This window comes from Arthrobacter sp. TJ-240, from assembly GCF_058269195.1.
In genome coordinates this window covers 24,542-50,633 of sequence record NZ_JBZCNG010000009.1, presented here as the reverse complement: position 1 = coordinate 50,633, position 26,092 = coordinate 24,542, and the positions used below count along the sequence as shown (strand labels likewise).

19 protein-coding genes are annotated in these 26,092 nt (G+C 64.2%); 9 read left to right on the top strand and 10 right to left on the bottom strand.

All coding sequences use genetic code 11. The annotated features are described in order from the left end of the window. Window positions 1-272 precede the first annotated feature (272 nt). Both mobF and AC4D2C_RS17790 read left to right on the top strand, forming a co-directional pair. Window positions 273-5,111, top strand: a complete 4,839-nt coding sequence (gene mobF, locus AC4D2C_RS17795; protein ID WP_490916147.1) for a MobF family relaxase — start codon at window positions 273-275, stop codon at window positions 5,109-5,111. 107 nt (window positions 5,112-5,218) lie between these two features. Beyond that, complete coding sequence (locus tag AC4D2C_RS17790) at window positions 5,219-5,683, top strand: SIR2 family protein (RefSeq protein ID WP_490916146.1); 465 nt, start codon at window positions 5,219-5,221, stop codon at window positions 5,681-5,683. A gap of 2 nt (window positions 5,684-5,685) precedes the next feature. Here AC4D2C_RS17790 and AC4D2C_RS17785 read toward each other — a convergent pair whose 3' ends face one another. Next, window positions 5,686-6,735, bottom strand: coding sequence for a family 43 glycosylhydrolase (locus AC4D2C_RS17785; protein WP_490916145.1), 1,050 nt, complete (start codon window positions 6,733-6,735; stop codon window positions 5,686-5,688). Window positions 6,736-7,224: 489 nt separating this feature from the next. Here AC4D2C_RS17785 and AC4D2C_RS17780 point away from each other — a divergent pair, with 489 nt between their 5' ends. The 4 genes from AC4D2C_RS17780 (at window position 7,225) to AC4D2C_RS17765 (ending at window position 12,998) form a co-directional block, all read left to right on the top strand. Continuing rightward, window positions 7,225-8,526 carry an ABC transporter substrate-binding protein gene (locus AC4D2C_RS17780; RefSeq protein ID WP_490916144.1) on the top strand — a complete coding sequence of 434 codons (1,302 nt, stop codon included), beginning with the start codon at window positions 7,225-7,227 and terminating at the stop codon, window positions 8,524-8,526. A 166-nt stretch (window positions 8,527-8,692) separates the two neighbouring features. Beyond that, entirely contained in the window at window positions 8,693-9,478 is a 786-nt protein-coding gene (locus AC4D2C_RS17775) for a carbohydrate ABC transporter permease (protein ID WP_490916143.1), read from the top strand. Window positions 9,479-9,480: 2 nt separating this feature from the next. Next, window positions 9,481-10,395 carry a carbohydrate ABC transporter permease gene (locus tag AC4D2C_RS17770; RefSeq protein WP_490916142.1) on the top strand — a complete coding sequence of 305 codons (915 nt, stop codon included), beginning with the start codon at window positions 9,481-9,483 and terminating at the stop codon, window positions 10,393-10,395. A gap of 2 nt (window positions 10,396-10,397) precedes the next feature. After that, on the top strand, window positions 10,398-12,998 hold the full coding sequence (locus AC4D2C_RS17765) for a family 78 glycoside hydrolase catalytic domain (RefSeq protein WP_490916141.1): 2,601 nt from the start codon (window positions 10,398-10,400) through the stop codon (window positions 12,996-12,998). A 39-nt stretch (window positions 12,999-13,037) separates the two neighbouring features. Here AC4D2C_RS17765 and AC4D2C_RS17760 read toward each other — a convergent pair whose 3' ends face one another. After that, window positions 13,038-14,048, bottom strand: a complete 1,011-nt coding sequence (locus AC4D2C_RS17760; protein ID WP_490916140.1) for a LacI family DNA-binding transcriptional regulator — start codon at window positions 14,046-14,048, stop codon at window positions 13,038-13,040. A gap of 608 nt (window positions 14,049-14,656) precedes the next feature. Here AC4D2C_RS17760 and AC4D2C_RS17755 point away from each other — a divergent pair. The 3 genes from AC4D2C_RS17755 (at window position 14,657) to arfB (ending at window position 16,506) form a co-directional block, all read left to right on the top strand. After that, the gene (locus AC4D2C_RS17755) at window positions 14,657-14,974 is read left to right on the top strand and encodes a hypothetical protein (RefSeq protein ID WP_490916139.1); all 318 of its coding nucleotides are present in this window, start codon (window positions 14,657-14,659) and stop codon (window positions 14,972-14,974) included. A 3-nt stretch (window positions 14,975-14,977) separates the two neighbouring features. Continuing rightward, the gene (locus tag AC4D2C_RS17750; RefSeq protein ID WP_490916138.1) at window positions 14,978-15,688 is read left to right on the top strand and encodes an RES family NAD+ phosphorylase; all 711 of its coding nucleotides are present in this window, start codon (window positions 14,978-14,980) and stop codon (window positions 15,686-15,688) included. A gap of 395 nt (window positions 15,689-16,083) precedes the next feature. Further along, a complete protein-coding gene (gene arfB / locus AC4D2C_RS17745; protein WP_490916137.1) occupies window positions 16,084-16,506 on the top strand; it encodes an alternative ribosome rescue aminoacyl-tRNA hydrolase ArfB in 423 nt (140 codons plus the stop codon). 331 nt (window positions 16,507-16,837) lie between these two features. Here the strand turns inward: arfB and AC4D2C_RS17740 are convergent, their stop codons facing one another. From AC4D2C_RS17740 to AC4D2C_RS17705, 8 genes are all read right to left on the bottom strand, one after another. Then, window positions 16,838-17,296, bottom strand: a complete 459-nt coding sequence (locus AC4D2C_RS17740) for a DUF4913 domain-containing protein (protein ID WP_490916136.1) — start codon at window positions 17,294-17,296, stop codon at window positions 16,838-16,840. Between the two features lie 4 nt (window positions 17,297-17,300). Next, window positions 17,301-19,136 carry a type IV secretory system conjugative DNA transfer family protein gene (locus tag AC4D2C_RS17735; RefSeq protein WP_490916135.1) on the bottom strand — a complete coding sequence of 612 codons (1,836 nt, stop codon included), beginning with the start codon at window positions 19,134-19,136 and terminating at the stop codon, window positions 17,301-17,303. Beyond that, on the bottom strand, window positions 19,133-20,692 hold the full coding sequence (locus AC4D2C_RS17730) for an ATP/GTP-binding protein (RefSeq protein WP_490916134.1): 1,560 nt from the start codon (window positions 20,690-20,692) through the stop codon (window positions 19,133-19,135). The genes AC4D2C_RS17735 and AC4D2C_RS17730 overlap by 4 nt, the downstream gene beginning before the upstream one ends. Before the next feature lie 233 nt (window positions 20,693-20,925). After that, window positions 20,926-22,443: an SCO6880 family protein gene (locus tag AC4D2C_RS17725; protein ID WP_490916133.1), complete on the bottom strand. Its 1,518-nt coding sequence runs from the start codon at window positions 22,441-22,443 to the stop codon at window positions 20,926-20,928. Further along, window positions 22,424-24,352, bottom strand: coding sequence for a hypothetical protein (locus AC4D2C_RS17720; RefSeq protein ID WP_490916132.1), 1,929 nt, complete (start codon window positions 24,350-24,352; stop codon window positions 22,424-22,426). The genes AC4D2C_RS17725 and AC4D2C_RS17720 overlap by 20 nt, the downstream gene beginning before the upstream one ends. Next, the gene (locus tag AC4D2C_RS17715) at window positions 24,285-25,049 is read right to left on the bottom strand and encodes a DUF8175 domain-containg protein (RefSeq protein WP_490916131.1); all 765 of its coding nucleotides are present in this window, start codon (window positions 25,047-25,049) and stop codon (window positions 24,285-24,287) included. Before AC4D2C_RS17715 ends, AC4D2C_RS17720 begins: the two co-directional genes overlap by 68 nt. Before the next feature lie 37 nt (window positions 25,050-25,086). Further along, window positions 25,087-25,389 (bottom strand): hypothetical protein, encoded by a 303-nt coding sequence (locus AC4D2C_RS17710; protein ID WP_104181678.1) that lies wholly within the window; start codon window positions 25,387-25,389, stop codon window positions 25,087-25,089. Window positions 25,390-25,393: 4 nt separating this feature from the next. Continuing rightward, window positions 25,394-25,963 carry a DUF6668 family protein gene (locus tag AC4D2C_RS17705; protein WP_490916130.1) on the bottom strand — a complete coding sequence of 190 codons (570 nt, stop codon included), beginning with the start codon at window positions 25,961-25,963 and terminating at the stop codon, window positions 25,394-25,396. Between the last annotated feature and the right edge of the window lie 129 nt (window positions 25,964-26,092).

Below are 26,092 nucleotides of genomic sequence, written 5' to 3'. Positions count from 1 at the left end.
GTTCCACACAATCGAACGAACCGTGGATAACGAAAACCGTGTTACCCACCGCCCATTCTCATGTGCACAACCGCATCGAAAAATCGATGGACCAATCGTCCTGGTCTCCACGGCGCTTCATCTCGGTTTCCTCCTCCGTCGTCAACAAGCAATTTCGCACCCCTCACAACCAGCACAATCCGTCACACCTCTTGCATCCCTATAAGTGAGGCCAAAACCGCGCGGCGTGCCGCCTCAAATGGGGTGGGGGAGTAGGTGAGGATGAGAAGGTGATGACCGTTCATAAGCTCAGTGCTGGGGACGGCTACGCCTACTACACCTCCGAGGTCGCTAGCGGCGACGAGCTGCGCGCGGGCGACCGGGAGCTGGGGGACTACTACACCGTTGAGGGCATGCCTCCGGGGCAGTGGGCCGGACACTCAGAGCAGCTACTGGGCGTGAGTGGTGAGGTCACCGAAGCGCAATTGAAAGCCCTCTTCGGCGAAGGCCTGCACCCCGAAGCGGCGAACATCCTCGCCGCCGGCGGCACGGCGAGCGACGTGAAACTGGGCCAGAAGTACCACCAGTACGATGCCGCAGACACGACGATGACCCGCCGCATCGACGAGGAAGTGGCCCGATTCCGACGCACCAGCGGACCCGCATGGAGCGGCCAGGACAACGCAGGCAAGGCGCTGCCGAAAGAGGTTATGCGCGAGATCCGGTCCCGGGTCGGCGGCGAACTGTTCCGTGAGTCCCACGGCCGGAACGCCCGCAGCAACGAAGAGCTCGCCCGGTACATCACCGCGCACACCACTCCGTCGAAGCAGACCGTCGCCGGGTACGACCTGGTGTTCTCTCCCGCCAAATCAGTGTCCCTCCTTTGGGCGCTCGGTGGGGACGAAGCCCGCAAAGCCATCGAGGCCGCGCACAACGAAGCCATCACCGAGACCATCACCTTCCTCGAGAAGAACGCCACCTACACCCGTCGCGGGAAGAACGGTGTCCGCCAGATCGACGTCGACGGCGGCCTGGTCGCCACCCAATTCCGGCACTACGACTCCCGCGCCGGAGACCCCCAGCTGCACGACCACGTCGTCATCGCGAACAAGGTCAAGGGCGTCGACGGGAAGTGGTCCTCCATTGATGGGCGGACCCTCTACAAGATGGGCGTCGCCGCGTCCGAGACCTACAACGCGAAGGTCATCGAAAAGGTCTGCGCGTCCCTCGGCGTCAGCACCGTCACCCGGGCAACCGGTAGCGGGGAGCCCGTGTACGAGGTCGCTGGCATCGACCTCGATGCGATCCACCGTGCCTCCTCGAGGCGAACTAATATCGCCGGAGCGATCAACCGGCTCGAAGCCGAGTTCACCGATAAGCACGGGTACGCGCCCAGCGATAGGCAAAAGATCTCCCTCGCGCAGCAGGCCACACTCGAAACCCGACCCGAGAAGAAGAGCGCCCGCCGCCTCTCCGAACTGGTCGAGGAATGGCAAAAGGACTACAGCACCGGGCTGGACGGCGGCATGGGCATGCCGGTCGGAACGGCCCTCCTCGAGCACGTCCGCAACGCAGGACCCCGCACATCCGACGGCGCCCAGGTGGGCCCGAGCATCGCCGACCTCAACGTGCACGAGCACGCCCGCCAGATCGTCCACGAGCTATCAGCCAAGCGAGCTTCCTGGGGCCGCAACCACGTCATCGCCCAGACCCGCCGACACCTCAAAGAAGCCTTCCCCGGACAAACCATCACCGACGAAACCGTGGAAAAGGTCACCCACTCCGTCACCGGCACACACAGCCTCCAGGTCACCCCGGAAGTCATCACCCCGAGCCTGCGCGAGTTCCAGCGCGCGGACGGCTCAAGCCAGTTCCAACAGGCCGACAGCGCCCTGTTCACCTCCCATGAAGTCCTGAACGCCGAGCACAGGATCCTCGCCGCCGGACAGAAGACCGTCATCCCAGCCGTGTCCATGGAACGCTTCGACGCAGTCCTGACGAAGCACACCGAAGCTGCCGCCAAGAGTGGCAGGCCGGCCCTGTCCCAGGGACAGATGGACCTGGCGCGCGCGTTCGCCACCGACGAGAAGCTGCTCACCCTCGGCATCGGACCCGCAGGAACCGGCAAGACCACCAGCCTCACCCTGGCCGCCGACGCCATCCGCGACACCGGCGGACGGGTCATCGGGCTAGCCCCCACCGCCGCCGCGGCCGCCGTCATGAGCGCAGACCTCGGCGCCGAAGCAACCACCATCGACGCGTTCCTAGCCACCTACCGCAACCAGCAAGCCGGCAGGAGCGCCAGCGCAGGTGCCTTCGCTCTCGGGGCCGGGGACGTGATCATCGTCGACGAAGCCGGCATGGTCACCACCCCGAAGCTCGCCGACGTCGTCGCCGTCGCCGCCCGCAACGGTGCCGTCATAAGAGCCATCGGCGATGACCGCCAGCTCGGCGCCATCGGCTCCGGCGGGGCGCTGCGCCTGCTCAACAATGAAGTCGGAGCGATCCGCCTCGAAGAAGTCCACCGCTTCCACACGGAAGGCGAGTCGGAGGCGTCCCTGGCGCTGCGCGAACCACCCGCGGCCGGCGCGGATACTCCGTTCCACTGGTACCTCGAGAACAAGCGCGTCACCGCCGGCACCACCGAAGCCATGACCCAGGACGCCCTCGCATCATGGATGGCCGACACCCGGGCCGGCAAGACCTCGCTGCTGGTCGCCACCGACAACGCGACCGTCACCGACCTCAACGCCCGCGCCCAGGCAGCCCGCATCGCCACCGGCGACCTCACCGACGGCACCGGTCCAATCACCGAGGCGACACCCTCCGTCGTCCTCCGCGAAGGGCTGCGCGCCTACGCCGGCGACACCGTCGTGACCCGGAAGAACGACCGCACACTGCAGGTCAACCAGGGCAAGGACTTCGTCAAGAACAATGACGTCTGGACCGTCGAAAAGGTCACCGCCGACCCCGCCATCAACACAGCCACCAGCACAGCCGCCGAGGCAGCTGCAGGGCAGGAGCGGCAGCGCATCACCCTCCGGCACGCAGGCCATCGTGGACGGATCACCGTCGACGCCGATTACCTCCACGAGCACGGCCAGCTCGGCTACGCCGCGACCGTGCACCGCGCCCAGGGCGCGACTGTGGACACCGCGCACGCGATTCTGGACGAGCGGACCGACCGCGCCAGCGCCTACGTCGCCGCCACCCGAGGACGCGACACGAACCGGCTCTACGTCGCCCTGGGCGACGACAACGAGCAGAGCGTCACCCGTGACAGCGTCCTGTCCACGATCACCGCGAACTACGACCGCACCCTGTCCGCGCACGAAGCTGTACGGACCGAAGCCGTGCGTACCGGCGACGTCGCTACCCTCGCCGGCGTCTACAACGAGGTCGAGAACGCAGCATGGGAAGCCAAGACCCGCACCATCGCAGCTGAAGTGATCGGGCCGCGGACCGCTGTGCAGTTCACCTCGCACGAAGCATGGGGCGCAGTAGCCACCCACCTGCGCGCAGCAGAAACCCAGGGACTCGACCCCGCAGCACTCCTCGCACAGGCCGCCGGCATCAGCCGTGACAGCACCAGGGACAGCACGGGGCGCGGGCAGCACGCTGACACCGGTCACCTGCGCGGGTTCGACGGAGCCCAGGACCCGGCGGCCGTCCTCGCGTACCGGCTTGAGCAGCGCATCGACGCCGCCACCAGCCTCCTCGCCAATGCCGACCACCGTCCCCTGGGCGCGGTGTCGGATGAGCACCTGGCCCGCCTCGTAGACCAGGCCACGAAGCACGCAGCAGGAGCCGAGCTGCCCCGCCGGTCACCCGGTGAAGCACCGATGGACACCGGGCTAGACAGGGAATGGGCGGCACGTCCGTTCGCGCTCATGCGGACCGACAAGCTCACCGACGCGCGCACCGAAGCCCTGCAGCGGGTCCAAGCCATCGACCCCACCACACCAGGAAACACAGAGACACAGAGAACTGTGTTGAAGGACCAGTGGATGGTGAAGGCGATGACCGTCGAGCTGGAACGACGTCAGGACCTTTCCCCGGCCCAGGCCGCGATCGAGCGCACCGCACGCGGGGAAGATCCCCGCACCGCACACCAGGTCACCATCGGTGACGCCATCCGGTACGAGCAGCAGCTCCGCGCCGTCGCACTGCCACAAGCCAGCACGGCCAGCACGGCGAGCAAGACAAGTGTGCGGCCAGCGGCCGCGGCGGTCAGCGATGACCTCGCGCCGTCCGTACTCCTGCGTGATGAGCTGGTGCCGGCCTCCTACCGGACCGAGCTTGACCGGCTCTGGGCGTACCTCGGACAAAAGGTCATGGTCCGAGGTGCGCAGCTCGCGGAAGAAAAGCCGGTATGGACGAACGCGCTCGGGCCCGTGCCCGGGAAGGACGCGAAAGCCGCCGAGTGGCACCGCATCGCGGCCGAAACCGAGGCGTACCGGAACCGGTACAACATCGGCACCCACGAGACTGCGCTGATCCCCAAGCAGTACCGGGACGAGCCCACCGCGCAACGCCTCATTAAGCGCGCCACCGCCCTACACAAACACAGCGAACTCGCCACCGTCCCACCCAAGACCGCCGCGCAGATCCAGCAGGGAGCAGACGAGGCAGCGATCACCGACCGCATGACGACCGAGCAGGCCGCCGCCCGCCGCGTCATCGACCGGATGCGCGCAGAACGTGCCGCCGCCAGCGACCCGCTACCGGCGCCACAGCAGCGAGAGGCACACATAGTGGACGCTGTACAGGTCGAACCGGTACAGCAGCAGGGCGACGACATGTCGGCCGCCGTCTCCCGTGTGCTCGCCAGGCACCGCGCACAGGCGGAAGCCGCTGTAGGTACAGCAACGCCGGAGACACCCCAAGTCACCGTCGATCCGGCCCCCACCGTTCAGAACCAGAATACGAAGTGGCCCGTCGTAAACGAGAACAAGGATGTCGCCCGCCCTGACAACCGTCATTCACGGTGGGGCAAGGAACAGGCCGAAGCCATCCGCAGGAGGAAGGCCGCGCCGGAGAAGCCGACGACTATATCCGCGAAAAACGAAGCGGCCTCCGCAGCCCGCAGGGCCGCGGAAGCCGCAGATCGAAGCAAGGGACGCTCGCTCTAGTTCCTTAGGGGACTCAGTGGCGTTGACTAGCACGCCGGGGAGGCACGCGCGTTGCTAAGGGTTGCGGCAACTTGGCTACCGTCAGAGCGTCCTGTATGAGTTGTTAGGTGACTGCCGCTGAAATTGATCATGGTGTGATCGGCGTCCTGCAGAAAGCAATCGCCGGCAAGGACCGGTACGCCGTCCTGCTCGGTGCTGGAGCATCAGCAGGTGTGGGGCTGCCCGGCTGGGACGTCCTGGCCCTCCGACTGTTGACGCTCAGTGGCGCGATTAGTGACGAAACTATTGCGGCTGCTTTTCTTGCGGCACAAGATCCGGCACTGGCCGCCGAGGCGGCAAAGAATTCAACGAGCGACTGGGACGCACTGCTCATAGAAGGTCTCTACGGCGATGCCCCAACCGATTTGCGGCCTGGCGCCCTTCACCTTGCGGTCGCTAACTTGGCCCTAAATCGTCCGGTTGGCGAGGTTGGACTCTTCACGCTGAACATGGAGCGCTCGATTGCGTCGTGGCAGCGGTTGTTGTGCGCTTACTTGCCGACCCTGCGAACCTCGGTGGGCTTGAGCCGATAATCTCAGCGGTCTTCGAATTCGTCGAGTGTCCACTCGTCTCGCCAGTGGATGACGGGACGGTCACCGTCGAAGGTCAGCGGCAGCCAGACATAGGTGGCGAGGGAAGTGTTGACCTCGGCGAATTCCTCCATCCGGACGTCGCCGTCCTGGCCGGGGGCGAAGTGCTGCTCAAATGCCTCGTGTGCTTTGGTGCCGTGTTCCAGGTAGGAGGGGAGCCATCGGTCCCCTAGGGCGATGTACAGGTCCTTCTTGGTGGGGTGCTCGAACACAGAGGAAATCTGGGTGTGGAACGAAGTTCGTGACGTATCGCTCGGGTGCAGATCGCCCAGCACCGTGTAGGGGCCGTGAATGCTTTTGGCGACCGCCGCTTCCGACGGGTTCGGGTAGTAGCCGGTGGTTCCGGAGGTCAGGAGGTAATGCTGGCGGTTGTGCCGGAAGTAGGCGGGTGCTTCTCGGACAAACGGGGGTTGCGGTTGCGGGAAATGTGTTGAGTAGTAGCCGGTGACATCGGTGTAATCGTCATCAAGGTCGGCGATGATCAGTTCGGAATGCACCCGCTCGAAGATGTAGTAGCCCTTGCCGTCATGGGGGTCGACCACGAGGTCGAAGTCCCCGGCGCTCATACTGAGTGGTCGCAGCCAGGTCTGCACGATCTTGTAGGGACCAAGGATGTCGTCCGCGACGAGCACCGTGGACCGCTGTACCGATCCCTTGCTCATGACCTTGATCCAGCACACGAACTGCTGGGTCTGGTCGTTGTAGATGATGTGTGGACGGTCGGCCGCTTGTTCGGGGTGGAGAGGGTGTTCGGGGTCGTTTTCGACGGGCGGCACGATGAGGCCGCGGTCCTGCCAGTTGTACAGGTCGGTGGATGAGTAGCAGCGAACGCCCCAGTGCCAGATGTCGCTGCCGGGGACAGTGTGCTCCTTGTTCTCGCCGTACCAGTAGTAGACACCGTTAACGGTGATGATGGATCCGCCGTGCGCCTGGATCCTGTTGCCGTTCGTGTCGTACCACGTCTGTCCTGGGTGAAATGCGGTGAGCGAGCTCATTGCCTTCTTTCGGGTGAGCGAGTAAGCGGGTGAGTGGGTGAACTATCCGGAGGACCGTTGACGGGCTAATGGCCGGTTGCTGCCGGCGCCGCCCCGCGGGTTGCCTAGGAAGCCTGCGTCGGCAAGAACATCATTATCGTTTGTGGCGTCGAGGTAGCTACCGGTGCACGGGATCTGAAACGGTAAAACTTCCGGTACCGCTCGGCATGAAAACGGTGCCCGCAGCGATCACGGTGGACACCGAGAACGGTTCGACCAGCGGGCCCGATAGCAATCCTCCATTAGATCGATGGCTGCCAGTGTCCAATGAAGCGATTCATCGTGTCAACAGGTCAGAGACCACGTTCCTTCATCATGATTGTGCAACATCGGCTATTTTGCTGTTGACAGGGCGCCTACCGGGACCTAACTTCTGATGAAGCGCTTCATCAGCGGCGTCACATTCGAGGAGGAATTGTGTCTACAGCAAATCAGCGAGCACGTAGGGGAGTGTCGCTCGTCGCGTTGCTCAGCGTCGGCGTTCTCGCCATGACCGCTTGCAGCAGCAACGGCGACAGCAGCAGCGAGGCAGGCGGTGGCGGTGGCGGCGCTGAAGCCGGGACCTTCACGTACCTTGGCCAGAACGAAAACACGACGATCGTCGAAACGTTGGAAACCCTCGCTGGTGATCAGTGCTCAACCGAGAACGAGGCGGCGAAGTTCACTCCGGATGCCATTCCCGGTGCGACCTGGGATCAGCAGCTTCAGCTTCTCGCCGGGCAGGAAGGGCTGTCCGATTTCGGCATGGCAGCAGGGACGCCATCGCTGATGAAGCAGTTCATCGATTCCGGTCAGGTGCAGGACGTCTCCACGGAGCTCGAAGCGCTGGGAATCGAGGACAAGATTCTTCCCGCCGCTGCCTCCACCATCAAGGCGCTGCATGGCACCGATGACCTGTACGCCCTTCCGACGGAATTCAACATCGAGGGATTCTGGTACAACAAGCAGCTCCTCGAGGACAACGGGATTACCCCTCCGGCGACGTGGGACGAACTCGTGGAGGCCGCCGAGAAGCTGAAGGCGGCCGGCGTTCAGCCCTTCTCGGCGTCCGGGGAGCAGGGGTGGCCCGTGACCAGACTTGTCGGCAACTACCTGATGCGCGACCTGGGGCCCGATGCCCTGCAGAAGGTTGCGGACGGGGAGGCGAAGCTCACCGATCCTGAATACGTCAAGGCCGCTGACGAGGTCGCCGCGCTCGGGAAGGCAGGCTACTTCGGTGACGCGCCGACCTCGATCGACTACGACACCTCGATCAACCTCTTCCTGACCGGGAAGGCCGCGTTCTTCTACATGGGTAGCTGGGCGACAACGGCGTTCAACGACGAAGCCCAGAACCAGATTGGGGTCGACAACGTCGGGTTCTTCCCCTTCCCGGAGGTCGAAGGCGGGAAAGGCAGCAGTGACCAGGTTCCCGCGAATGTCGGAATCCCGACCATGTTCTCCAGCAAGGGCTTTGATGACTCCACCAAAGCGTGGCTGGGCTGCATCGTGAACAACTACGGTGACACCGTCCTGAAGGACAGCGGCGTCATCTCCGGTTTCAAGGTCGACAACCCACCCACGGACCTTCCCGCCACCACGAAGCTCGTGCAGGACCAGATCGCGAACGCGCCCTCGAGCGTGCTGTGGTTCGAAGCGCTGATGACCTCACAGGCAACGACCGTGAGTCAGAGCAATGGCGGCGGTCTGGGCAATGGCTCCGTCAGTGGCGAGCAGTTCATGCAGCTCGTTCAGGACGCCAACCAGGGCTGAGAAGACTCAATATGAGGGGTTCCGAGACTCCCGTTTCGGAACCCCTCATCATTCGTGAAAGCAGATCATGAACAAAGTCCTTGGAGACCGCAGAGCGATTTTCCTCCTGCTCGGGCCGGCGCTGCTGGTCTACAGCCTCGTCATGCTCGTCCCGATTATCTGGTCGATGGGATACACCGTCTTCGACGGGGGCATCCTTACCGGCTTCACGTTCGTCGGACTCGGGAACTTCATCAAGTTCTTCAACGACCCGACGGCGTTGAGCGCGACCTGGTTCACCATTCGCTACGCGGTGATCCTCACGGTCCTTCAGGTCGGCTCCGGCTACCTCCTGGCGCTTCTGTACACCTTCCGGATCAAGCACGCCTCGAGCTTCATCCGCACGATCATCTTCTTCCCTGTCGTGCTCCCCACCGTCGGTGTCGGGTTGCTCTTTCAGAAGCTCTTCGAAGCCGCGCCGACGACGGGCCCCGTCAACGGCCTGTTGAACATGCTCGGGTTTCCTTCGGTGGACTGGTTCGGGTACCCGGAACAGTCGTTCTGGGTGATCATCCTTCTGGATCTGTGGCGCTCGATGGGCTTTTACGCGATCCTGCTGTACGCGGGCCTGGTCGACATCCCTGAAGAGCTCCTTGAGTCGGCGCGTATCGACGGCGCCTCCGGTTGGCGCCTGGTGCGCTCGATCGTCATTCCACTGTCATTGCCGGTGCTGCTCTCATCCCTGATCTTCAGCATTAACGGGACCCTGAAGGTGTTCGACACCATCGTTGCTCTGACCAACGGCGGGCCCGGAAATTCCACCACCCCACTGACGCTGTACATGTTCCAGACATCTTTCGCGTACGGCGAGTACGGGTACGGCAGTACCATCGCGACGGTTCTGACCATCCTGTGCCTGCTGGTGACGATCCTTATTTTCCGTTCGACTCGCCGTGACCTGACGAAGGAATGACCATGACCACAGCACCTTCGACCACAGCGCCGGCGCCCGCGGAATCCACTCCCGCGCCACCCCCGCCCTCTCGCAGGGCACGACGAGTCCGTCGTATCCTCACGCGCCTGCCGCTGGATATCGTGATAGCCCTGCTGCTGATCGCCGTCATCTACCCGATCGTCTGGCTGGTGCTGAGCTCCTTCAAGAGCCAGTCCGAGTTTCTCAACGCGCCCTTCTGGTCCCTTCCCTCCACCTGGTCCTTCGCCAACTACACGACGGCATTTGTCGACGGCGGTCTCGGCCGCTTCATCCTCAACAGCATCGCCGTGGTCTTTCCGTCCTTGGCGGTGATCCTGATTCTCGGCACCGCCGCAGGGTTCGTGCTTGAAGTGATGGTCTGGAAGGGCCGGGCGGCCGTGCTCCTGACCTTCCTCGCCGGAGTCATGGTGCCGGCGCAGATGATCCTGCTGCCTTTGTTCACCATCTACTTCCGCCTGCATCTCACAGGAACTCTCTGGCCCCTGTTCTTCACCTACATCGGTATCGGCATGCCCCTGACGGTATTCATGATGGCCACGTTCTTCCGCGCCATCCCGCGCGAACTATTCGAGGCTGCCACCATCGACGGCGCCAGCATCTTCCGCCTGTTCTGGCAGGTCGGTCTGCCTCTGGTCCGCAACGCCCTGTTCACGATCGGGCTGGTGCAGTTCTTCTTCCTCTGGAACGACCTGCTCATCTCGCTGACCTTTACGAACTCGCAGGGCCTGCGCACCATTCAGGCGGGACTTCTGAACTTCACAGGGCAGTACGGCGCCGTGCAATACGGCCCGACGTTCGCAGGCATTGCCGTCAGCGTCCTCGGGACGCTGATCATCTACCTCTTCCTCAACCAGCAGATCATGAAGGGCCTCACCGCAGGCTCCGTGAAAGGATGACCATGCGCGTCACCAGGCCTCGCGCCGAATACCGACCCGACGGCTTCGGAATCGGGACTGCCACCCCCCGGCTGTCCTGGCGCATCGAATCCAACACCACCGACCTCGTCCAGTTCGGATACGAAATCCGGCTCCGGCAGGCCGACGGCACCAGTGAACTCGTCGAGCACCGCGACACCAGTGACCAGATTTTTGTCGAATGGCCCTTCGCGCCGCTGCAATCACGGCAACGCGCCGAAGTGGACGTCCGTGTCCAGGCCTCCAACGGCCAGCACTCGGGCTGGAGCGAACCCCTGGAACTGGAAGCGGCCCTCCTCCAGCAGGACGACTGGAACAGCCCCTTCATCTGCGTTTCCAAGGACGCGCCAGCAGAAGGGGTCCGCCCCGGCTACCTCCTGCGCTCGGAGTTCGCTATCGAGGACGACATCAGCTCCGCGCGCATCTACGCCACCGCTCACGGAATTTACACGCTCACCCTGAACGGCGAACGCGTGGGGAATCAGGAACTCGCACCAGGCTGGACCAGTTACCACCACCGGCTTCGCTACCAGATCTACGACGTGACCGACCTCCTGCGCGCCGGAAACAACGCCATCGGGGCTGAGCTGAGCGACGGCTGGTACCGCGGCCGGCTCGGATTCCACGGCGGCCTCTGGGACAACTACGGCTCCGACCTCTCTCTCCTGCTACAGCTGGAGCTCCACAGAACAGACGGGACAGTCACCGTAGTCCCGCTCGACACCGCATGGCGCCAGTCCACCGGACCCGTCGTTGCAGCCAGCCTCTATGACGGAGAACACTACGACGCACGCCTACACCCTGCGGGATGGAACGAACCAGGCTTCGACGACACCTCCTGGTCCCGCCCGGCGATCCTTCCCCGCGAGGACTTCACCGCCGAGCTCCAGGCGCCCGTCGGAGAACCTGTCCGGGAGATCGAAACACTCGCGCCCTCTACGGTGGAACGCCGGCCCGATGGCCGTATCCGCCTCGATTTCGGCCAGAACATCGCCGGCCGCCTCCGCATCCACGTCAGCGGACCGGCCGGACACACGGTCACGCTGCACCACGCCGAAGTCCTCGAGGACGACGACCTCGCCGTCCGACCCCTCCGCCACGCACCCTCGGTGGACAGCTACACTCTTCGCGGCGCTGAACAGGCAGAGACCTGGAGCCCCCGATTCACCATCCATGGTTTCCGCTACGCCGAACTCGAGAACTGGCCAGGCGACTTCCGCCCAGAGGATGTCGAGGCCGTCGTCGTGCACTCCGACATGGAACGCACCGGCTGGTTCGACTCCAACAACCCGCTGGTCAACAAGCTGCACGAAAACACCGTATGGAGCATGCGGGACAACTTCGTCGACCTACCCACCGATTGCCCGCAACGCGACGAGCGTCTGGGCTGGACGGGGGACATCCAGATCTTCGCCCCCGCTGCGAGCTTCCTCTACTCAAGCGGGGGGGTGCTTGCCAGCTGGCTCGCCGACGTCGCGGCCGAACAGGGCCCCGACGGCGCCATCCCCAACTTCGTGCCTTGGATCGCCTGCGGCTTCCCCGAGGCCTCCTCCGCCGCCTGGGGCGACGCGGCCGTCATTGTTCCCTGGACGATGTATCAGCGCAGCGGCGACGCCGGTGTCCTCGACCGTCACTTCGCCATGATGACCGGATGGGTCGACCACCTTGCCAGCATGGCCGACCATACGGGGCTCATCCGCGAGGGCATGCAGCTCGGGGACTGGCTGGACCCGGCAGCGCCACCTGAAGATCCCGGAGCAGGAAGAACCGACAGGTACCTCGTCGCGTCCGCCTACCTTGCCCACTCGGCCAGTCTCACGAGCCAGGCCGCAGAAGTGCTCGGCCGCGCCGAGGATGCCGCCAAGTACCGGGCACTTGCCGACCGAACCTCCGGAGCATTCCAGCACGAGTTCCTTTCGCCCGCCGGTCGCCTGGTGGGGGAGACCCCTACTTCTCTGGCGTTGGCACTGGTCTTCAACCTGATCGACGATCCTGCCCAACGCACCCGGGCCGGAGGCAGACTTGCAGACCTCGTCCGAAACGGCGGCTATCGGATCCAAACAGGATTCGTCGGTACCCCCGTGATTTGCGACGCACTGGCCCTGACCGGCAACACAGAAGACGCCTACCGGCTCATTCTCGAACAAGAATGTCCCTCATGGCTGTACCCGGTAAGCATGGGTGCGACCACCATCTGGGAGCGATGGGACAGCATGCTGCCCGACGGCACAGTCAACCCCGGCGAAATGACGTCCTTCAACCATTACGCGCTGGGCGCCGTCGTGGATTTCCTTCATCGTGTTCTGGCCGGACTCGCGCCCGCTGAACCCGGGTATCGGCGGCTGAGGATTGCCCCGCACCTTGGCGCAACCTTCACCTCGGCCAGCGCCCGTCACCTCACCCCCTACGGGCTCGCCTCGGTGGAGTGGACCCTCGCGGACGAGGTGTTCTCCCTCGATGTCGTCATCCCACCAGGAGCGACCGCGGAGATTGTTTTTCCTGGCAGGCACGACGCCACCCGTGAGGTCGGTTCGGGAAAGCACCACTTCCGAACCAAAATCCGATCATTCGCAGAAGTAGCGTAATTCGAAGCGCCTAGCGGTGCACCAGGACACAGCGCACCGCTAGGCGCTCCGCCCCACGGAACTCTCCCGCACCGTCAACCGCGGAGGTATCACCACATTTCGGTGCAGGTGATTCTCCTCGTTCTGCAGCTCATCCAACAGCAACTGCATCCCCGAACGCCCCATCTCGAAACCGGGCAGATCGATCGTTGAGATGGGCACCGCGCTTCCATAGGCCGATTTATTGTCGTCACAAGCGACGATGGCAACGTCAGCGGGGATCTGAACGCCTGCCTCCAAAAGACGCTGCATCAAGCCGAAGGCGACGAGATCGGCTGCCGCAACAATCCCATCGACATCACCCGGCCGTCTCCTCAACAACTGCGCACCGGTGACCTGCCCGTCATGGATGCGGACATCGGGGGAGTCAAGGTGGATCAGGGTCGCGAATCCGCCTGATTCGGCGACGGCTCGCTGGGCGCCTCTCCACCGGCCACCTACTGCGTGATTGGCTAGCGGTCCTCCCGCGAATGCGATGCTCCGCCGGCCCAATCCGATCAGGTGGGACGCCGCGAGATAGCCCGCGGCCTCGTAATCGGTTGTCACCGTGCAGCTGTCGGCCGCGCTACTCGCGTCGACATCGAGCAGAACGACATGCTGGCCGGCGCCCCGCGCATCAGCGACTCCCGACAGGTCGCTTCCTGCGGCCGTGAGCAGGGTGCCGGCAACCTGCTCCTGAGCAAAATGCTCGAGATAGGCCTTCTGCTTCTCCACCCGCACATCAGAATTAGCGATCAGGAGGAAGAAACCGGATCGTTCCGCTTCCACCTCAGCGCCCCGCGCCATGTCCGCGAAGAACGAGTTGGCAAGGTCGACCAGGACAAAACCAACCGAACTGCTGCTACCGGCGGCAAGGGACCGCGCAGCGCTGTTGCGAACATAACCCAGGGCGCCTATCGCCGATTGGACGCGCTTCACCATCACCTGATCCACCCGATCCGGACGATTCAGAACATTGGAAACAGTCCCCGTGGAAACACCCGCCTGGCGCGCCACGTCACTGATGGTCACCGCAGTCCGCTGTCGTGAGCGTCGCACGGGTCCCCTTGTACTTCCATGAAGCGGTTCATGAACCATGAGGAGATGGTAGCTCTCTTCGGCACTAAGGGCAGAGTCTGAGGTTGCCCGGGCGATTCACGCGGAAAGACGAGGGGACTCATTGGTTTGAGCCTGTTCACCCGCTGCTACCTCCTCGCACACGACGTTCTTCCCGATACTGACCAGAAAGCGTTGCCGCTACCTGAAGCCAACGTGGCTACACTCGAGCACGATTCCGGCTGACGGGCTGCAGCGTGCAGATACTCCGCACAACTACGTGTGGCGATCAGTGATCGCCACACGTGCGGCGTCTGTCGAGAAGGTCGGGGGCTTTGGCTCACTGCAGCCTTCGTGAGAGGCAGGCCGGCAGCAGAGTGATAGCAGTGGGTAGCAACTGAGCTCCGTCAACATAAGTTGACATAAGATAAATTATCGGTGATTCGAGGTGTGATCTCGGGTGGGTTCCGCGCATGGATTCTGACTGGAGTGCATGAGATAATTGGTGCATGACAGCTGTAGCAGGAGCACGCACGGACCTTCAGGCTCACCGGGACTCTATCCGGTTTCCGGAGGATCAGCTCGTGCGCGAGCTGCGCGAAATCCTGGGCGCCAAGCTGGTGGCCTATCTAGGGTCCGTGAAGGAAACCCGGGCAGTGCGCCAGTGGGCTGATGGTGAGCGCAAGCCATCCGCTGATGTCGTGCAGCGGCTGCGCGATGCCTACCACGTAGCGGCGTTGCTCCATCAGCGCGATACGGCCCCCGTTGTCCAGGCCTGGTTCATGGGCATGAACCCGCAGCTCGACGATGTGCCACCGGCACGACTGCTGCGCGAGGGACGGCTCGAGGACGCCAGCCCAGCGGTACTGGCAGCTGCCCGCGCCTTTGCAGCAGCAGGCTAGTCCTTGCCACCCCGGACACTGACGACCATCAACACTTCTCACACGGTCTGGCGAGTCGGCTTCTCCCCTGACCCGTGGGCATGGAGCGGCTGGCAGTACGCCACCGACGGCCGGTTCCCCGGCCGCTGGGACGACGCCGACGGCAACTTCCGCACCATCTATGCCGGCTCCAGCCTGCTGGCATGCCTCCTCGAGGTACTCGCCCACTTCCGCAAGGACGCCCACCTGGCCGCCGAGCTCGAGGACATTCACGAGGACGACCTCGACCGGTACGCGCACCCCACTATCAAGCCCGGGCTTGTTCCCCGGCAGTGGCTCGATCCCAGAAGCATCGCCACCGGAACGCTCACCGGCACTTTCTGCGTCGTGGCGGCGTCCAAGACCGTCGCGACCCTCTACCCGGACTTCATCGGGCAGGCTCTATCCCTGGGATTGACCGACTTCGACGCGGCCGCATTGAAAGATGCTCGTCCACGCCAGCTCACCCAGAGCGTCGCGACGTGGCTGTACGAGAACACCGACGTCAACGGTGTCAGCTTCAGCTCCCGGCACGGCGACGACTTGACCCTGTGGGCGGTCTTCGAGCGCCCCAATGACGGGCCAGTATCAGCGTGCATCGCGGACGTTGAGCATCACTCGTTCACCGACGCCGAGTCCGACTTTGTCCGTGCTTTCCAGCTCCTTGACCTGCAATGGGGCCGAGCACGAGCTTGAACTGACACCCGCCGGACCACGACTGGCAATTGTCCAACAGCCCGTTGGACAATCGCTTCTCGCCCATCCACCGTCAGCGCCAAGGTGGTTGAGCACCGGTTGTGGCGCAAACCGGCAAATGCACAGATATCTGTTCCTCTGTGTATCCGTGCCGAGAATCCCCGACCCTTCAGTAGGTGGGTCTGGTCGTGACGCCGCGACAACTGTCAACCTGACAGAACGTCGGCTATCGGCGTATACGATAACGAGTTCCGGTGGAAGCTTTTCCGAGCGGCGGCACACCCGCCGGTCGCCGGGCGGCGCGGTCGCTGCCGCGCACGGTCAAGTCGTTGACGGAACGACTTCCAATAGTTGACGCCTGCCGCGTGACACACCTGGCGTGTCACGCTTACTGCGTGGATCTTGAAGTGACATCGGACTTGATCATTCCGGCGACCGAATTGCAGTGGAAGTTCTCCAGGTCGTCCGGGCCTGGCGGGCAGCACGTCAACACTTCTGACAGTCGGGTGCAACTCACCTGGGTGGCATCGGAGTCGTCGGCGCTAAGCGATGAGCAACGGATGCGAATCGTTCACCAGCTCGCCCGGAGCTTCGTCTCGGGCGCGATCACGGTAACGGTGTCGGAGCAGCGGTCCCAGTTGCGTAACCGCGAAATCGCTCTCAAGACGCTCCGCGAAATTGTGGCCGCCGCACTTACCCCTTCGCCCCCTCTGCGCCGCGCGACGCGTCCCACGCGCGGCTCCGAACGTCGCCGTTTGGCGTACAAGCAGCAGCGATCCGCGACTAAACGGCAACGCCGACGGCCCACCAGCGAGTAACGGCTCACTGTGGCCGGTGCTTGGTGACGCACGCGGACTTAGCAATGAGGACGAGATGGTCCAGTTGCGCCGTGCTACGGCTCTTAACAGAGAGTCTGTGCTTCCGTGTTTCCTGGAACCGACGCCCAGGTCGTGGCCGACAGGGCGGTCAACGCTGTCAGGGCCACGCCCACGGTTGGGTCCTAGGCAGCACGACCACCTGGGCGCGACGGGACTTGCTGGCGTGATTGAAGCTCCCGAGGCGATGCAAGCCTCTGCACGTTTAGATTCGAGGCAAGTCGCTTACCTGCCCCTCCACTCACTAATTCATCTACTCAAATGAGTGAATGAATCAGCTCGAGTACAAGCCCTGTGGAGCTGGAACGATCGGCAACGGCTTGTTTGCAGGCTTGTGCTCCGTCGTCGTGCAGCCCTGGAAAGGTCCGGTGCCAGAGAAGAGGACAGCCATGGTGGGGTCGGCGTAGCTGTTCCACCAGTTCGCGAGCCCCGTCGTCGGGTCGAGGCGGAGAGCTTCCCAGGCCCGCCAGAGCGCGTTGAGCCGGTTGACGGCTTCCTTGTGCCGCCACCAGCTGGCGCACCAGCCGAACTCCGCACGGCCGTAGGACTCAACGGGACGCTGATACTGATGCACCAGGAACTCGGTTACGAACTCCTCGAGGTTGTTGAAGACCATCTCGGGAACAGGCTGCGCGGTCCCCTGAGCTTGGGGGGCACTATCGGTCTCGGGCTCCTCGCCGGGAAACACATCATCGGCAGAGTCGTTGGCTCCGAAGGGTGCGTGTAGATCCATCGGGCTACTCCTTCACCATGGCGGACCAGCGGTTACCGCCGGCAGCGACACCCGGGCTGGGAAGAACCTCGCCGGCGGGGCCCACTGTCGGCGGTTCCGCTGCAGCGGATGCAGAGGCGACTCGTGTGCCATTGTGAGCGGCTTCCGATGCCGCGACCTTGTCCGCGTAGGAACGGTCGCTGATTGGTACTGTGCGCAGCAGGACGGCGCGTGAGCCGGAGCCGAGCATGATGGCCCGGCCCTTGGGCATCGCGGCGAGGTCCGCGACGGAGAGGATGTCGTCGGTGGAGTCCTGGCGGCTCGTGGAGCGGCTGTCCTTCTGCCTCGAGGTCGATACCGAGGTGTACCGGTACTGACCCACGAGGTCGGAGAGCATCTTCAGGAAGCCCTCTTCTTTCACGTTGCCGCCGTAGGTGAAGACGTTGGCCGTGGAGAACAGCTTCTTCATCCCGGACTCACCCCACACGTCGACGCCCTGAGACCAGGATTGTAGGAATGTAGAAACCACGATTCCTCGGGAACCGTAGTGGCTGTAGAGGTCGGGCAGGTTCTCCCACCGGCACACGTTCGCGGCCTCATCGAGGACGCAGACCATCGGGACCGCCAGGCGACCACCTGCCTGCGTGGCCGCGTACTCCTCAGCCGCGGTGGCCGTAGCCACGGTCAGGGACGTCACCAGGGGACCTGCGGTGCCGGCGCCTTCCTTGGAGAGCGCGTACAGAGTGTTCTTGCCCTTGATGAAGTCCTCGGGCGTGAACTGCGGCCGCGGATCATCCGGGCCGGACGGGTTCACCCATGCGGCGATCTTCTCGTTCTTCAGGCACGTGGCCATCTGCCGGGCAGTGCCATAGACACCCTCACGCTGCTTGTCCGGCAGGGACATCGTGCTGCCCATCGAGTCGGCTTCCTTCCGCCATCCGGCGTCAAAGAGAAGACCGGCGGCTTCCTGGTTCTCGGAGTGGGAGAGCCACGAGTGGACCTGACTGATCGGGCGGCCACTGACCGCGGCAGCGAGCAGGTAACCGGCCAGCAAGTCCTTGCCCGCGTTGTCGAAGTAGGCATCTCCCCCCTTCGCGCCGACGGGCCGGGAGCCCAGGGCGAAGTTGTTCGCCATTTCCGCCGCGCGTTCGGCGTCGACCACATAGCTCAGCGGGTTCCACCACCAGGTGGGCTTCTCGTTCGCGACGGACTGCGGGTCGAAAATCCACACATCACCGTTCTCGGCCCGGATGTCGCGGGTCAGATCCGATAGGTCCCGCTTGTTCGACGTGGCGATCACCGGGCCCGGGGCCTCGATGATCGACGGCGCGGCCTGCGTCGTGGTCTTACCGGTACGGGTGCCCCAGATGTGCAGGAGCGTGTCCTCCCACGACGCGTACAGGGTGTTCCCGCCGCGCACCATGCGCCCGATCATCACGCCCGGTGACTGCTCGGCGGTCAGTCCGAAACGGGCAGCCTTGGCCTTGACCTGCTTCTCCGTGAAGGGTGCGACGTCTTTGAGGGACGCCATCTTTATCGCGGCCCGGTCGTGCTTGACGATTTTCCGGCCCTTGCGGATGCTCATCACGATGTACAGCACGAACAGTGCCAGGAGCAGGACGCCGGCGATGATTGCCAGGGTTATTTCGGTGGACCGCCACGGCATGATGCCGGTGAAGGTGCCGAGGGATCGTGGCCAGAACCCGGTAGGGATTCCTTCGGGTCGGGGTGCGAGCTGGTGCCCGAGGGTGTTCAGCCCGTAGAGGGCTCCCGGGACGCCGACGAGGGCGATGATGAGGACGACCAGCAGTGCGGCCTCGCCGCCGAGGCCGGCTTTGTGCTTGCGGTCCAGTGAGCTCACAGCTCGCCTCTCTCCTCTGCAGCGGTTCGCTTGGCCTTGTGCCACTTCTTCTCGGTGTCGTGGACGCGCGACCTGCGTTCGGTGGGGGTGAACTCCATTGAGAACGGGATGCCGGCCCGGGAGCCGACTTTGATGAAGAACTTGCCCTGCCCTGGTGGGGGCTGTGTGGAGCGGTCGTCGTTGTACCAGGCTGCGTTGTCGTCGTCCTCGAGCCACGCGGCCAGCTCATCGTCGGTGATCGACTGATCCGTGCGCCGGAACACGTCGTCGTTGGTGTAGCGCATCGCGTCGTCGCCGGCCCGGTTCCAGGCGGGCGGGTCCTGCCATGCGGCGAGTTGTTCCTGCTCCCGGTTACTCAGCGGAACAGACTGCGTGAGCAGCGGCATTTCGGAGCGGGCGAGGCCGCCGAGGATCTTGATGCCGCAGCGGTCCATGATGCCCTGGGCCTTGTGCCGGTCCGCTTCGTCCTTGACCGCTTTGAGGTCAGAGGGAGTGTGGGAGGCCATGATCTGACCGACGCCCCACTCACGGTTCAGACGGGTGAGGGCGTTGACCTGATCCACGATGCCGGGACCGGCCGCGAGGGTGTTCCACAGCTCATCGAGGATCACCAGGAATCGCTGGCGCTCGATCACGCCGTCGTCAGCGAGCATGTTCGAGGTGGTGACGGTTCCGAACCCGGCCGACCAGCACGCCATGAGCGTGGCCGCCCGCAGGTCGTTTTCGGCCTGAGAGATCCGGGAGAGGTCGAACGCCATCGGCGTCGTCGCGTCGATCTTGTGGGTGGACTGCTTGGAGAACATGTCACCGAATGCGCCGGCCCCGCAGAGTGAGTTCAGCGAGGACTCCAGACCTTCGGTGATCGTGTCATACCGTTCATCGCTGCCACGATCCAAAGCAACTTCCCGCACCTGCGCCGGACGGCTTTTGAGGACGGCCCGCAGGTCGTCCATGAGGGGAACAGTGCCGGCGGGGTTGTGGTCGGCTTCGAGGACCATCAGGCACCGGTCGAGGATCGACTCCTCACGCTCATCGAGGGGCTTCTTGCGCAGGATGGCGATGAGCGCGGCGATGAGTCCGCGGCGTCGTGCGTGGAGTTCGGTGAGCAGTTCCTCCCGCTTCACCGGGGACAGGCGGGTCGCAGCTTCCAGGGCGCCGGCATCATCGAGGGGGTTGATGTGGCCGATACCGCGCCCGAGCGGGAGGCCCTTGCCGCCGAGCTTTTCGATCATGTCGATGTGCTCGCCCTTGATGTCCCCGAGGATCATCGGGTTCACACCGAACGCGCAAAGGCCGATCGCCATGCGGCGCAGCAGCGAGGACTTTCCCAGACCAGGGTTCGCCATGACGAACGCGGACGGGTTCGAAATCAGGCGGACGTTCTGGAACCACGAAATCGGGTCACAGCACACCGGCTCGTTCGAGAGCAGGTTCCGGCCCAGAGGTACACCTTCCAGGGGTGCGCCGCCGCCCATCGGGAACGGGTACAGACCGCACACCTGATAGTTCGTGCCGCGCATCTCCTTCACCGGGTGCAGCAGCTGCGCCTCACCCATCCCACGGCCCTTGAACCCACGAGGGCCCGGACGCATCGCGGCCTTCACCGCAGTGCTCCCTGTCCGAGCCTTCTTCGCCTTCGTGCCGCTCTTGCTTCGGCCCTTCGCCTTCGCCGGAGCGTTTGCTGATCGGGAGGTACCGAGCTTCGCGAGAACCTGCGCCCACGCACCATGAGAAGCCTGCCCCGGGTTGCCTGGGTTGAACGATCCTGCAGCTGGGTTGAGTGCGGCCATCAGAGTGCGTCCCTTACAGTCTTGGGCAGTGCCAGGTGGTCGGGAATGACGATGCCCAGCGGCAAGCCGGCGGCGAAGGTCGAGTCCTGCGCCCCGTAAGCCTCCTCGAGGCGGATACGAGCGGACGCGCCAAGGTTCTCGATGGCGGCCTCTGCCTCGGGCAGGTCCTCCTTGTGGCGGACGGTCGCGGTGACGATCATCGCGAAGTTCAGCAGACCTGCTCCATCGGCTTCCTCCTCGGCCGTGGCTTTCGCGGCCCGCGTCTCACGGCTGTCCCGTGATGTTGCGCGGTTGCGGGAGGAGGCATTGAACGTCGCCGTGTTGACGTCGTTCTCGACCAGCTGCGCCGCTCGCGCCGGGTCGATGGGACGGTAGAGCATCGTCACGCGCTTCCGCACGACCTCAGGGGTCGGCGCGACGAGGGACTGCAGCACGCTCGCTTGGATAGTGGAGCGGGGCGGGACAGACATCGCCCACGTCTTCGACCACGCGTTGTTGTGGTGGTAGGTGTCCCAGAACGCGTCAGCGGCCTGCGGGCCGACTTCGTTCCAGTCCAGCATCGGTGCTTTGCCTTCGGCGTGGGCGCGGTCGAACAGGATCGCCTCGGCCGGGTCGTAGGCCACGCGGATGACTTCGCACAGCTCCTGCGCGGACAAGGGGGTCGAGACGCCGGCCCCGGTATCCCCCAGACTCAGGGTCAGGTTCGGCAGACGCGCCGCGAGGTCGTTGGCGACCTCATCGGCTTTACGGATCTTCCCGCCCGGGCGCAGCGTGGCTTTGAACGTCACCGCGATGTACGCACGGGTGACCGTCGCACCGGTGGGCAGGGCCCGCACGGTTTCGTTCATGATGTCGCGGGCGAACGCCGGGGCGTTGGGGTCCATCCGGTTCTCGACCTTGCGGGCGAGCCGGAACCCGGAGTCCGGTGCGGTCTCGATGGTCGCAGACGCGGCGATCAGGCCGGGCTCGTCGGTGAGCATCCCCAGCCAGTGCGACCACCGGTCGACCCAGCGGTTGATCTGCTCCTGGTCGACCATGCCGCCGCCGTCGGGCTCGGAGCCGAGCACCACGGTGTAGTGGTTCTTCACCGGGATGTGCAGCAGGGCGAACGGGCGGCCGTAGCCGTCGGTGTGCTCGCTGATGGTCGAACGAGCCGAGATACCCGGCAGCTGCGTCGTTCCGGACGGAACACGGCTGATCGGCCCCGCCCGGTACACGTTCGCCCCGGCATAGCGGGCATTCATCCACCCGAAGCGGCGCATGATGCGTTCGATCATCGTGCGGCCGTGCTTGTTCTTCTGCATCGACAGCAGGATCAACAGTCCGATCAGCAGTTCGAAGACCAGGGCCAGCATCCACTGGCCGAGCATCATCAGAACCACACCGACGACGACGCCGAGGATCAGGATCATGGTGCCCGCCGTGGACAGCCCGGCCAGACCCTTGCTGGTCGGCAACCGGTAGTTGCCGTAGATGCGTGGTCGGACGTCGGGGGTCTTAGCTTCGGTTTGCGCCATCAGTGCGGTCCTCGTTCCCAGTGTTGCTGGTGGTGTTAGCGACTTCGTTCTTCAACTGCTGCGCCTGCTTCTGGATCTGCGCAGCTCCCTGCCTCAGCGCAGCGCCCGCCGGACCAGAGGCCCCAGAGGCACCGGATGCGCCCTTGGGCCCAGCCGCTTTCGCACCCGCCGGTCCTCCGGCGGTCTGAGGCGGGATAGCGCCCTGGGCAGAGGGCTTCGCGCCGCCCTGCCCAGCGCCGCCCTGTCCACTTCCCGAGCCGGTGTGTGCGCCCTCCTGGACCGCACCCTTCACTGCTTCACTGCCCTTCTTGACCGCTTCACCGGCGATCATCGCTGCAGCCGCGGGAGGCGCGGCAGCCGCCGCACCAGCAGCAGCTCCGCCACCAGCAGCCGCACCAGCACCAGCGGTACTGCCGGCCCCGGCAGTAGTACCGGCAGTAGTACCGGCCGTTGACCCGGTCGGTGCTGCTTTCGAACCGCCACCTGTTGCGTCTGCGCCCTTGGGAGCCGCGCCGTCACCACTACCGGCTCCACCGCCGGTAGGCGCTGACGCAGATTTCTCCGACTTCGCCGGAGGACCCTGCGGGGGTGCCTGGCTGCCGAATCCTTGTCCTCCACGCGGCGTGCGGGAGGCACCCTGCGGGATTGCCGCACCCAACGCGGCGAAGCCCATCGCAGCCCCACCGCCGCCACCGGAGGACGCCATGGCGCCCAGCGCCGGGCTGAGGAACCCGATGAGGACCGGCAAAGCGACGACGGACGCGAGGATCAGCATGAGGCCCGCGGAGAACTGCAGGAGCGCCTGACCGGAGAACAGCCCCGAGGTCGTCATCTGGATACCGGTCGCGTAGATCAGTGCGGCGGCCGGCTTGTAGAAGGCGAAGGCCAGGGTCCACGCGATGATCTTGCTGAACCAGCTCTTACCTGTTTCGGTGTTCATGAACGCCGCCGACAGGGGCAGGACGCCTGCGATGAGGAACAGCATCGCCGTGCGCAGGACCATGAGCATGATCTGCACGATGTTCACCACCACAGCGAGCAGCCCGCCGACGATGATGAGCATCTGATTGCCCATGAGGAAGGTTGCGCTGGACGTGCCGGTGTCCTCCATGCCCAGGAGCATCTGCACGTCTGATTGGAAGTCGTCTCCGACGCCGGCTGTGATGATCTGTTCAGCCAGAGCGTCGGTAGCTCCAAGGAGCACGTTGAGGAGGGCGACACCCGAGGCGGTCACGATGGCCAGCGTCAGCAGTCCCTTGAGCAGGTCCTGCGCCGGTTCGGCGCGCTGGGACCACACCATGCGGACTCCGGCGACGATCATGCTGATAGCCGCCAGTGCAAGGGTCAGATAGAAGGTCTGATCCTGCACGAACCCCACAGCCGGGGCCGAGGACGCCGCCCGTCGAGGAACGATGTAGCCGACGAGCGAGGTCGCCCCACCAACAAGGGCAGCCCCACCGAACACGATCGTGGCCGTGTTCACCAAGCCCGCACCATCACCACGACGAGCATTCGTCACCAACGTAATCCCGAGAAGGATGATGGCAATCGTGCTGATGCCCAGTCCGATCCACGTCGCATAACCGAGGATCAGGGCAACCTGATCGTTGAACGCACCCCCAGCGGGAGCGTCCGCGGACCCAGTCTGACCCGTTGTCAGGTCACCGGCGTCGATCGTCGTCCACAGGGTGCCGAGCTGCGCGATCGTCGCGACCAGCGCCGCCTGTACCGCGTCGGCAATGGCTTCGATGGCGTTACCAGCTGCACCAGTGATTGCGTTGGATACGCCTTCCTTGACGGTACAAAGGGGATCAAAACCATCACAAACATCCTTGGCAATTTCAGCCATTGGTGGGGCCCCAAAGGATGTAACCGGACAGGTCGGAGACCTGCCCCTGGACAGGTCCACTCGATCCGTCGTCGTTGTACCTCACGTACCAGTCACCTTCGTGCCATTCCATGACTCCGGAGGTTGTGAAGTAAATGAGTTCAGAGCCCGAGTCGCCTGAGTAGACAATCTCAACTGTCGCTTCATCCTCGGTGTAAGACAGAAGACGGAAGCCTTCGATCTTGATCGGGGGAGCCGCTCCGTCATCGGATGCAATGCGCTGCTCAATCCGATCAACACCGATGTCCTTACCAGGGCCTTCGAGAGAGAGAGCTTTGGTGGTCTCCAAGAACAACTCAGAGTCACCCCCAGAAGCCAGCCTTCCAGCCAACGAAAGAAGTGCTCCCTCTGGTGTGTGGGAGTAGCAGGAGCGGACCCCTGTCTGCTTATCAACGACGCCGGGGCCGTGTTCAACCGACCTAGGCGCTGCAATTCCACCGAGGAACTCCCACTCAACATCTTCGGGTGCAGCGGTGAGAGTCGTTCCTCCGGTGGCGTCCAGGCCGCACACGGATTCGTCCGATGATGCCACCGTCGCGGACGGCGTTGGCGTGGCTACCTGTGTCCGGGCTGGTGGTGCGGCGTCGGATTCGTCGTCGTTGCCGACCCAGACGAAGAGGATGATCCCGACGATGACGAGCAGCAGGACGGCGACCGCGGACATGAGGAAGCGGGGTGCGGCCCACCAGACGTTCTCGGTTTCTTCGGTTTCGGCCATGACTACTCCTGTAGGTAGGGCTGATTCTGCAGGGTGGCTACGCTGTGCCGCCGCCGGAGATGAAGGTCAGCAGTGAGGCCCCGCCGGAGATGAGGGCGACGGCGAGGACGATCTTGATGATGCCGGAGATTTCCTGCGTGGTTTCGCCGCGGCTGGAGTCGAAGGCCATCTTGCCGCCGACAACGAGCAGACCCAGGACGCAGATGCCCAGGGCGATCCACTTGCCGACACCGACCATGCGGTTCCAGGCGTCCCCGATGCCGGGAGGGGCCAGCGGTCCGCTGTCGGGCAGGGTGTTGGCGTTGATCAGGACATCCTGTGCGATGAGCAGCAGTTGCATGGTGCTAATTCCTTCCAGAATTACGGTGTTCGATGACCTCACTGAGACTGGTGAGGACTTTCCTTGGCTCGCGGGCCAGCGACTCGGGGTCGACTGTGCCTTCGAGTCGAAGCTCTTCTATCCACGGCAGCGTCCATGTTTGTGGGACACCGCCGGCGGTGATGCGGGTCAGGTTGTGCAGGGTCTTCGGCAGCTTGCCGGGTGCGTCTGCGATCACGACGAGGCCGCGCAGGGTGATGGTCGGGTGTGCGCCTGCGGCCCAGTCGCGGGCGGCGAGCTGAGCGGCTTTCAGCCCTCGATGGTTCTGCCGGGCGACGAGGAATACATCGGCCGGTGGCACGGTCGGGCCAGCGTCCGAGCGGGAGGGCCAGCGGTGGTGGCAGGGGACGCCGCCCAGGAGGTCGGCCATGGTGTTCTCGCCGGCTCCGCCGTGCACACCAAGCCAGAAAACCTCGGGGCTATCCGTGATGAAGCGGACCATTCCTTCGCCAGCGGCGAGGCCAAGAATGCCCTGCTGCGGACCGGCGACACCGCGTAGAACTTCAACGGCGTCGCGAATTTCGGTTTCTGTCACGACGGGCGCCTCAACGGGCTCGCGCGTGACGAAGTCACCCCAACGGTTATTCATTTAGCTATGCCCCCAGCGGCTTCCCATAGACTCGACTTCGATCATAGTAGCTCAATTTAATGAATGGAAAGGCAA

What these genes read in the sequence shown, in the direction of transcription:
- AC4D2C_RS17725 (WP_490916133.1), bottom strand. Translation starts at nt 22,443, where the DNA reads ATGGCGCAAACCGAAGCTAAGACCCCCGACGTCCGACCACGCATCTAC.
- mobF (WP_490916147.1), top strand. Translation starts at nt 273, where the DNA reads ATGACCGTTCATAAGCTCAGTGCTGGGGACGGCTACGCCTACTACACC.
- AC4D2C_RS17770 (WP_490916142.1), top strand. Translation starts at nt 9,481, where the DNA reads ATGACCACAGCACCTTCGACCACAGCGCCGGCGCCCGCGGAATCCACT.
- AC4D2C_RS17785 (WP_490916145.1), bottom strand. Translation starts at nt 6,735, where the DNA reads ATGAGCTCGCTCACCGCATTTCACCCAGGACAGACGTGGTACGACACG.
- AC4D2C_RS17775 (WP_490916143.1), top strand. Translation starts at nt 8,693, where the DNA reads ATGGGATACACCGTCTTCGACGGGGGCATCCTTACCGGCTTCACGTTC.
- AC4D2C_RS17730 (WP_490916134.1), bottom strand. Translation starts at nt 20,692, where the DNA reads ATGGGTGAGGCGCAGCTGCTGCACCCGGTGAAGGAGATGCGCGGCACG.
- AC4D2C_RS17715 (WP_490916131.1), bottom strand. Translation starts at nt 25,049, where the DNA reads ATGGCCGAAACCGAAGAAACCGAGAACGTCTGGTGGGCCGCACCCCGC.
- AC4D2C_RS17740 (WP_490916136.1), bottom strand. Translation starts at nt 17,296, where the DNA reads ATGGATCTACACGCACCCTTCGGAGCCAACGACTCTGCCGATGATGTG.
- AC4D2C_RS17765 (WP_490916141.1), top strand. Translation starts at nt 10,398, where the DNA reads ATGCGCGTCACCAGGCCTCGCGCCGAATACCGACCCGACGGCTTCGGA.
- AC4D2C_RS17710 (WP_104181678.1), bottom strand. Translation starts at nt 25,389, where the DNA reads ATGCAACTGCTGCTCATCGCACAGGATGTCCTGATCAACGCCAACACC.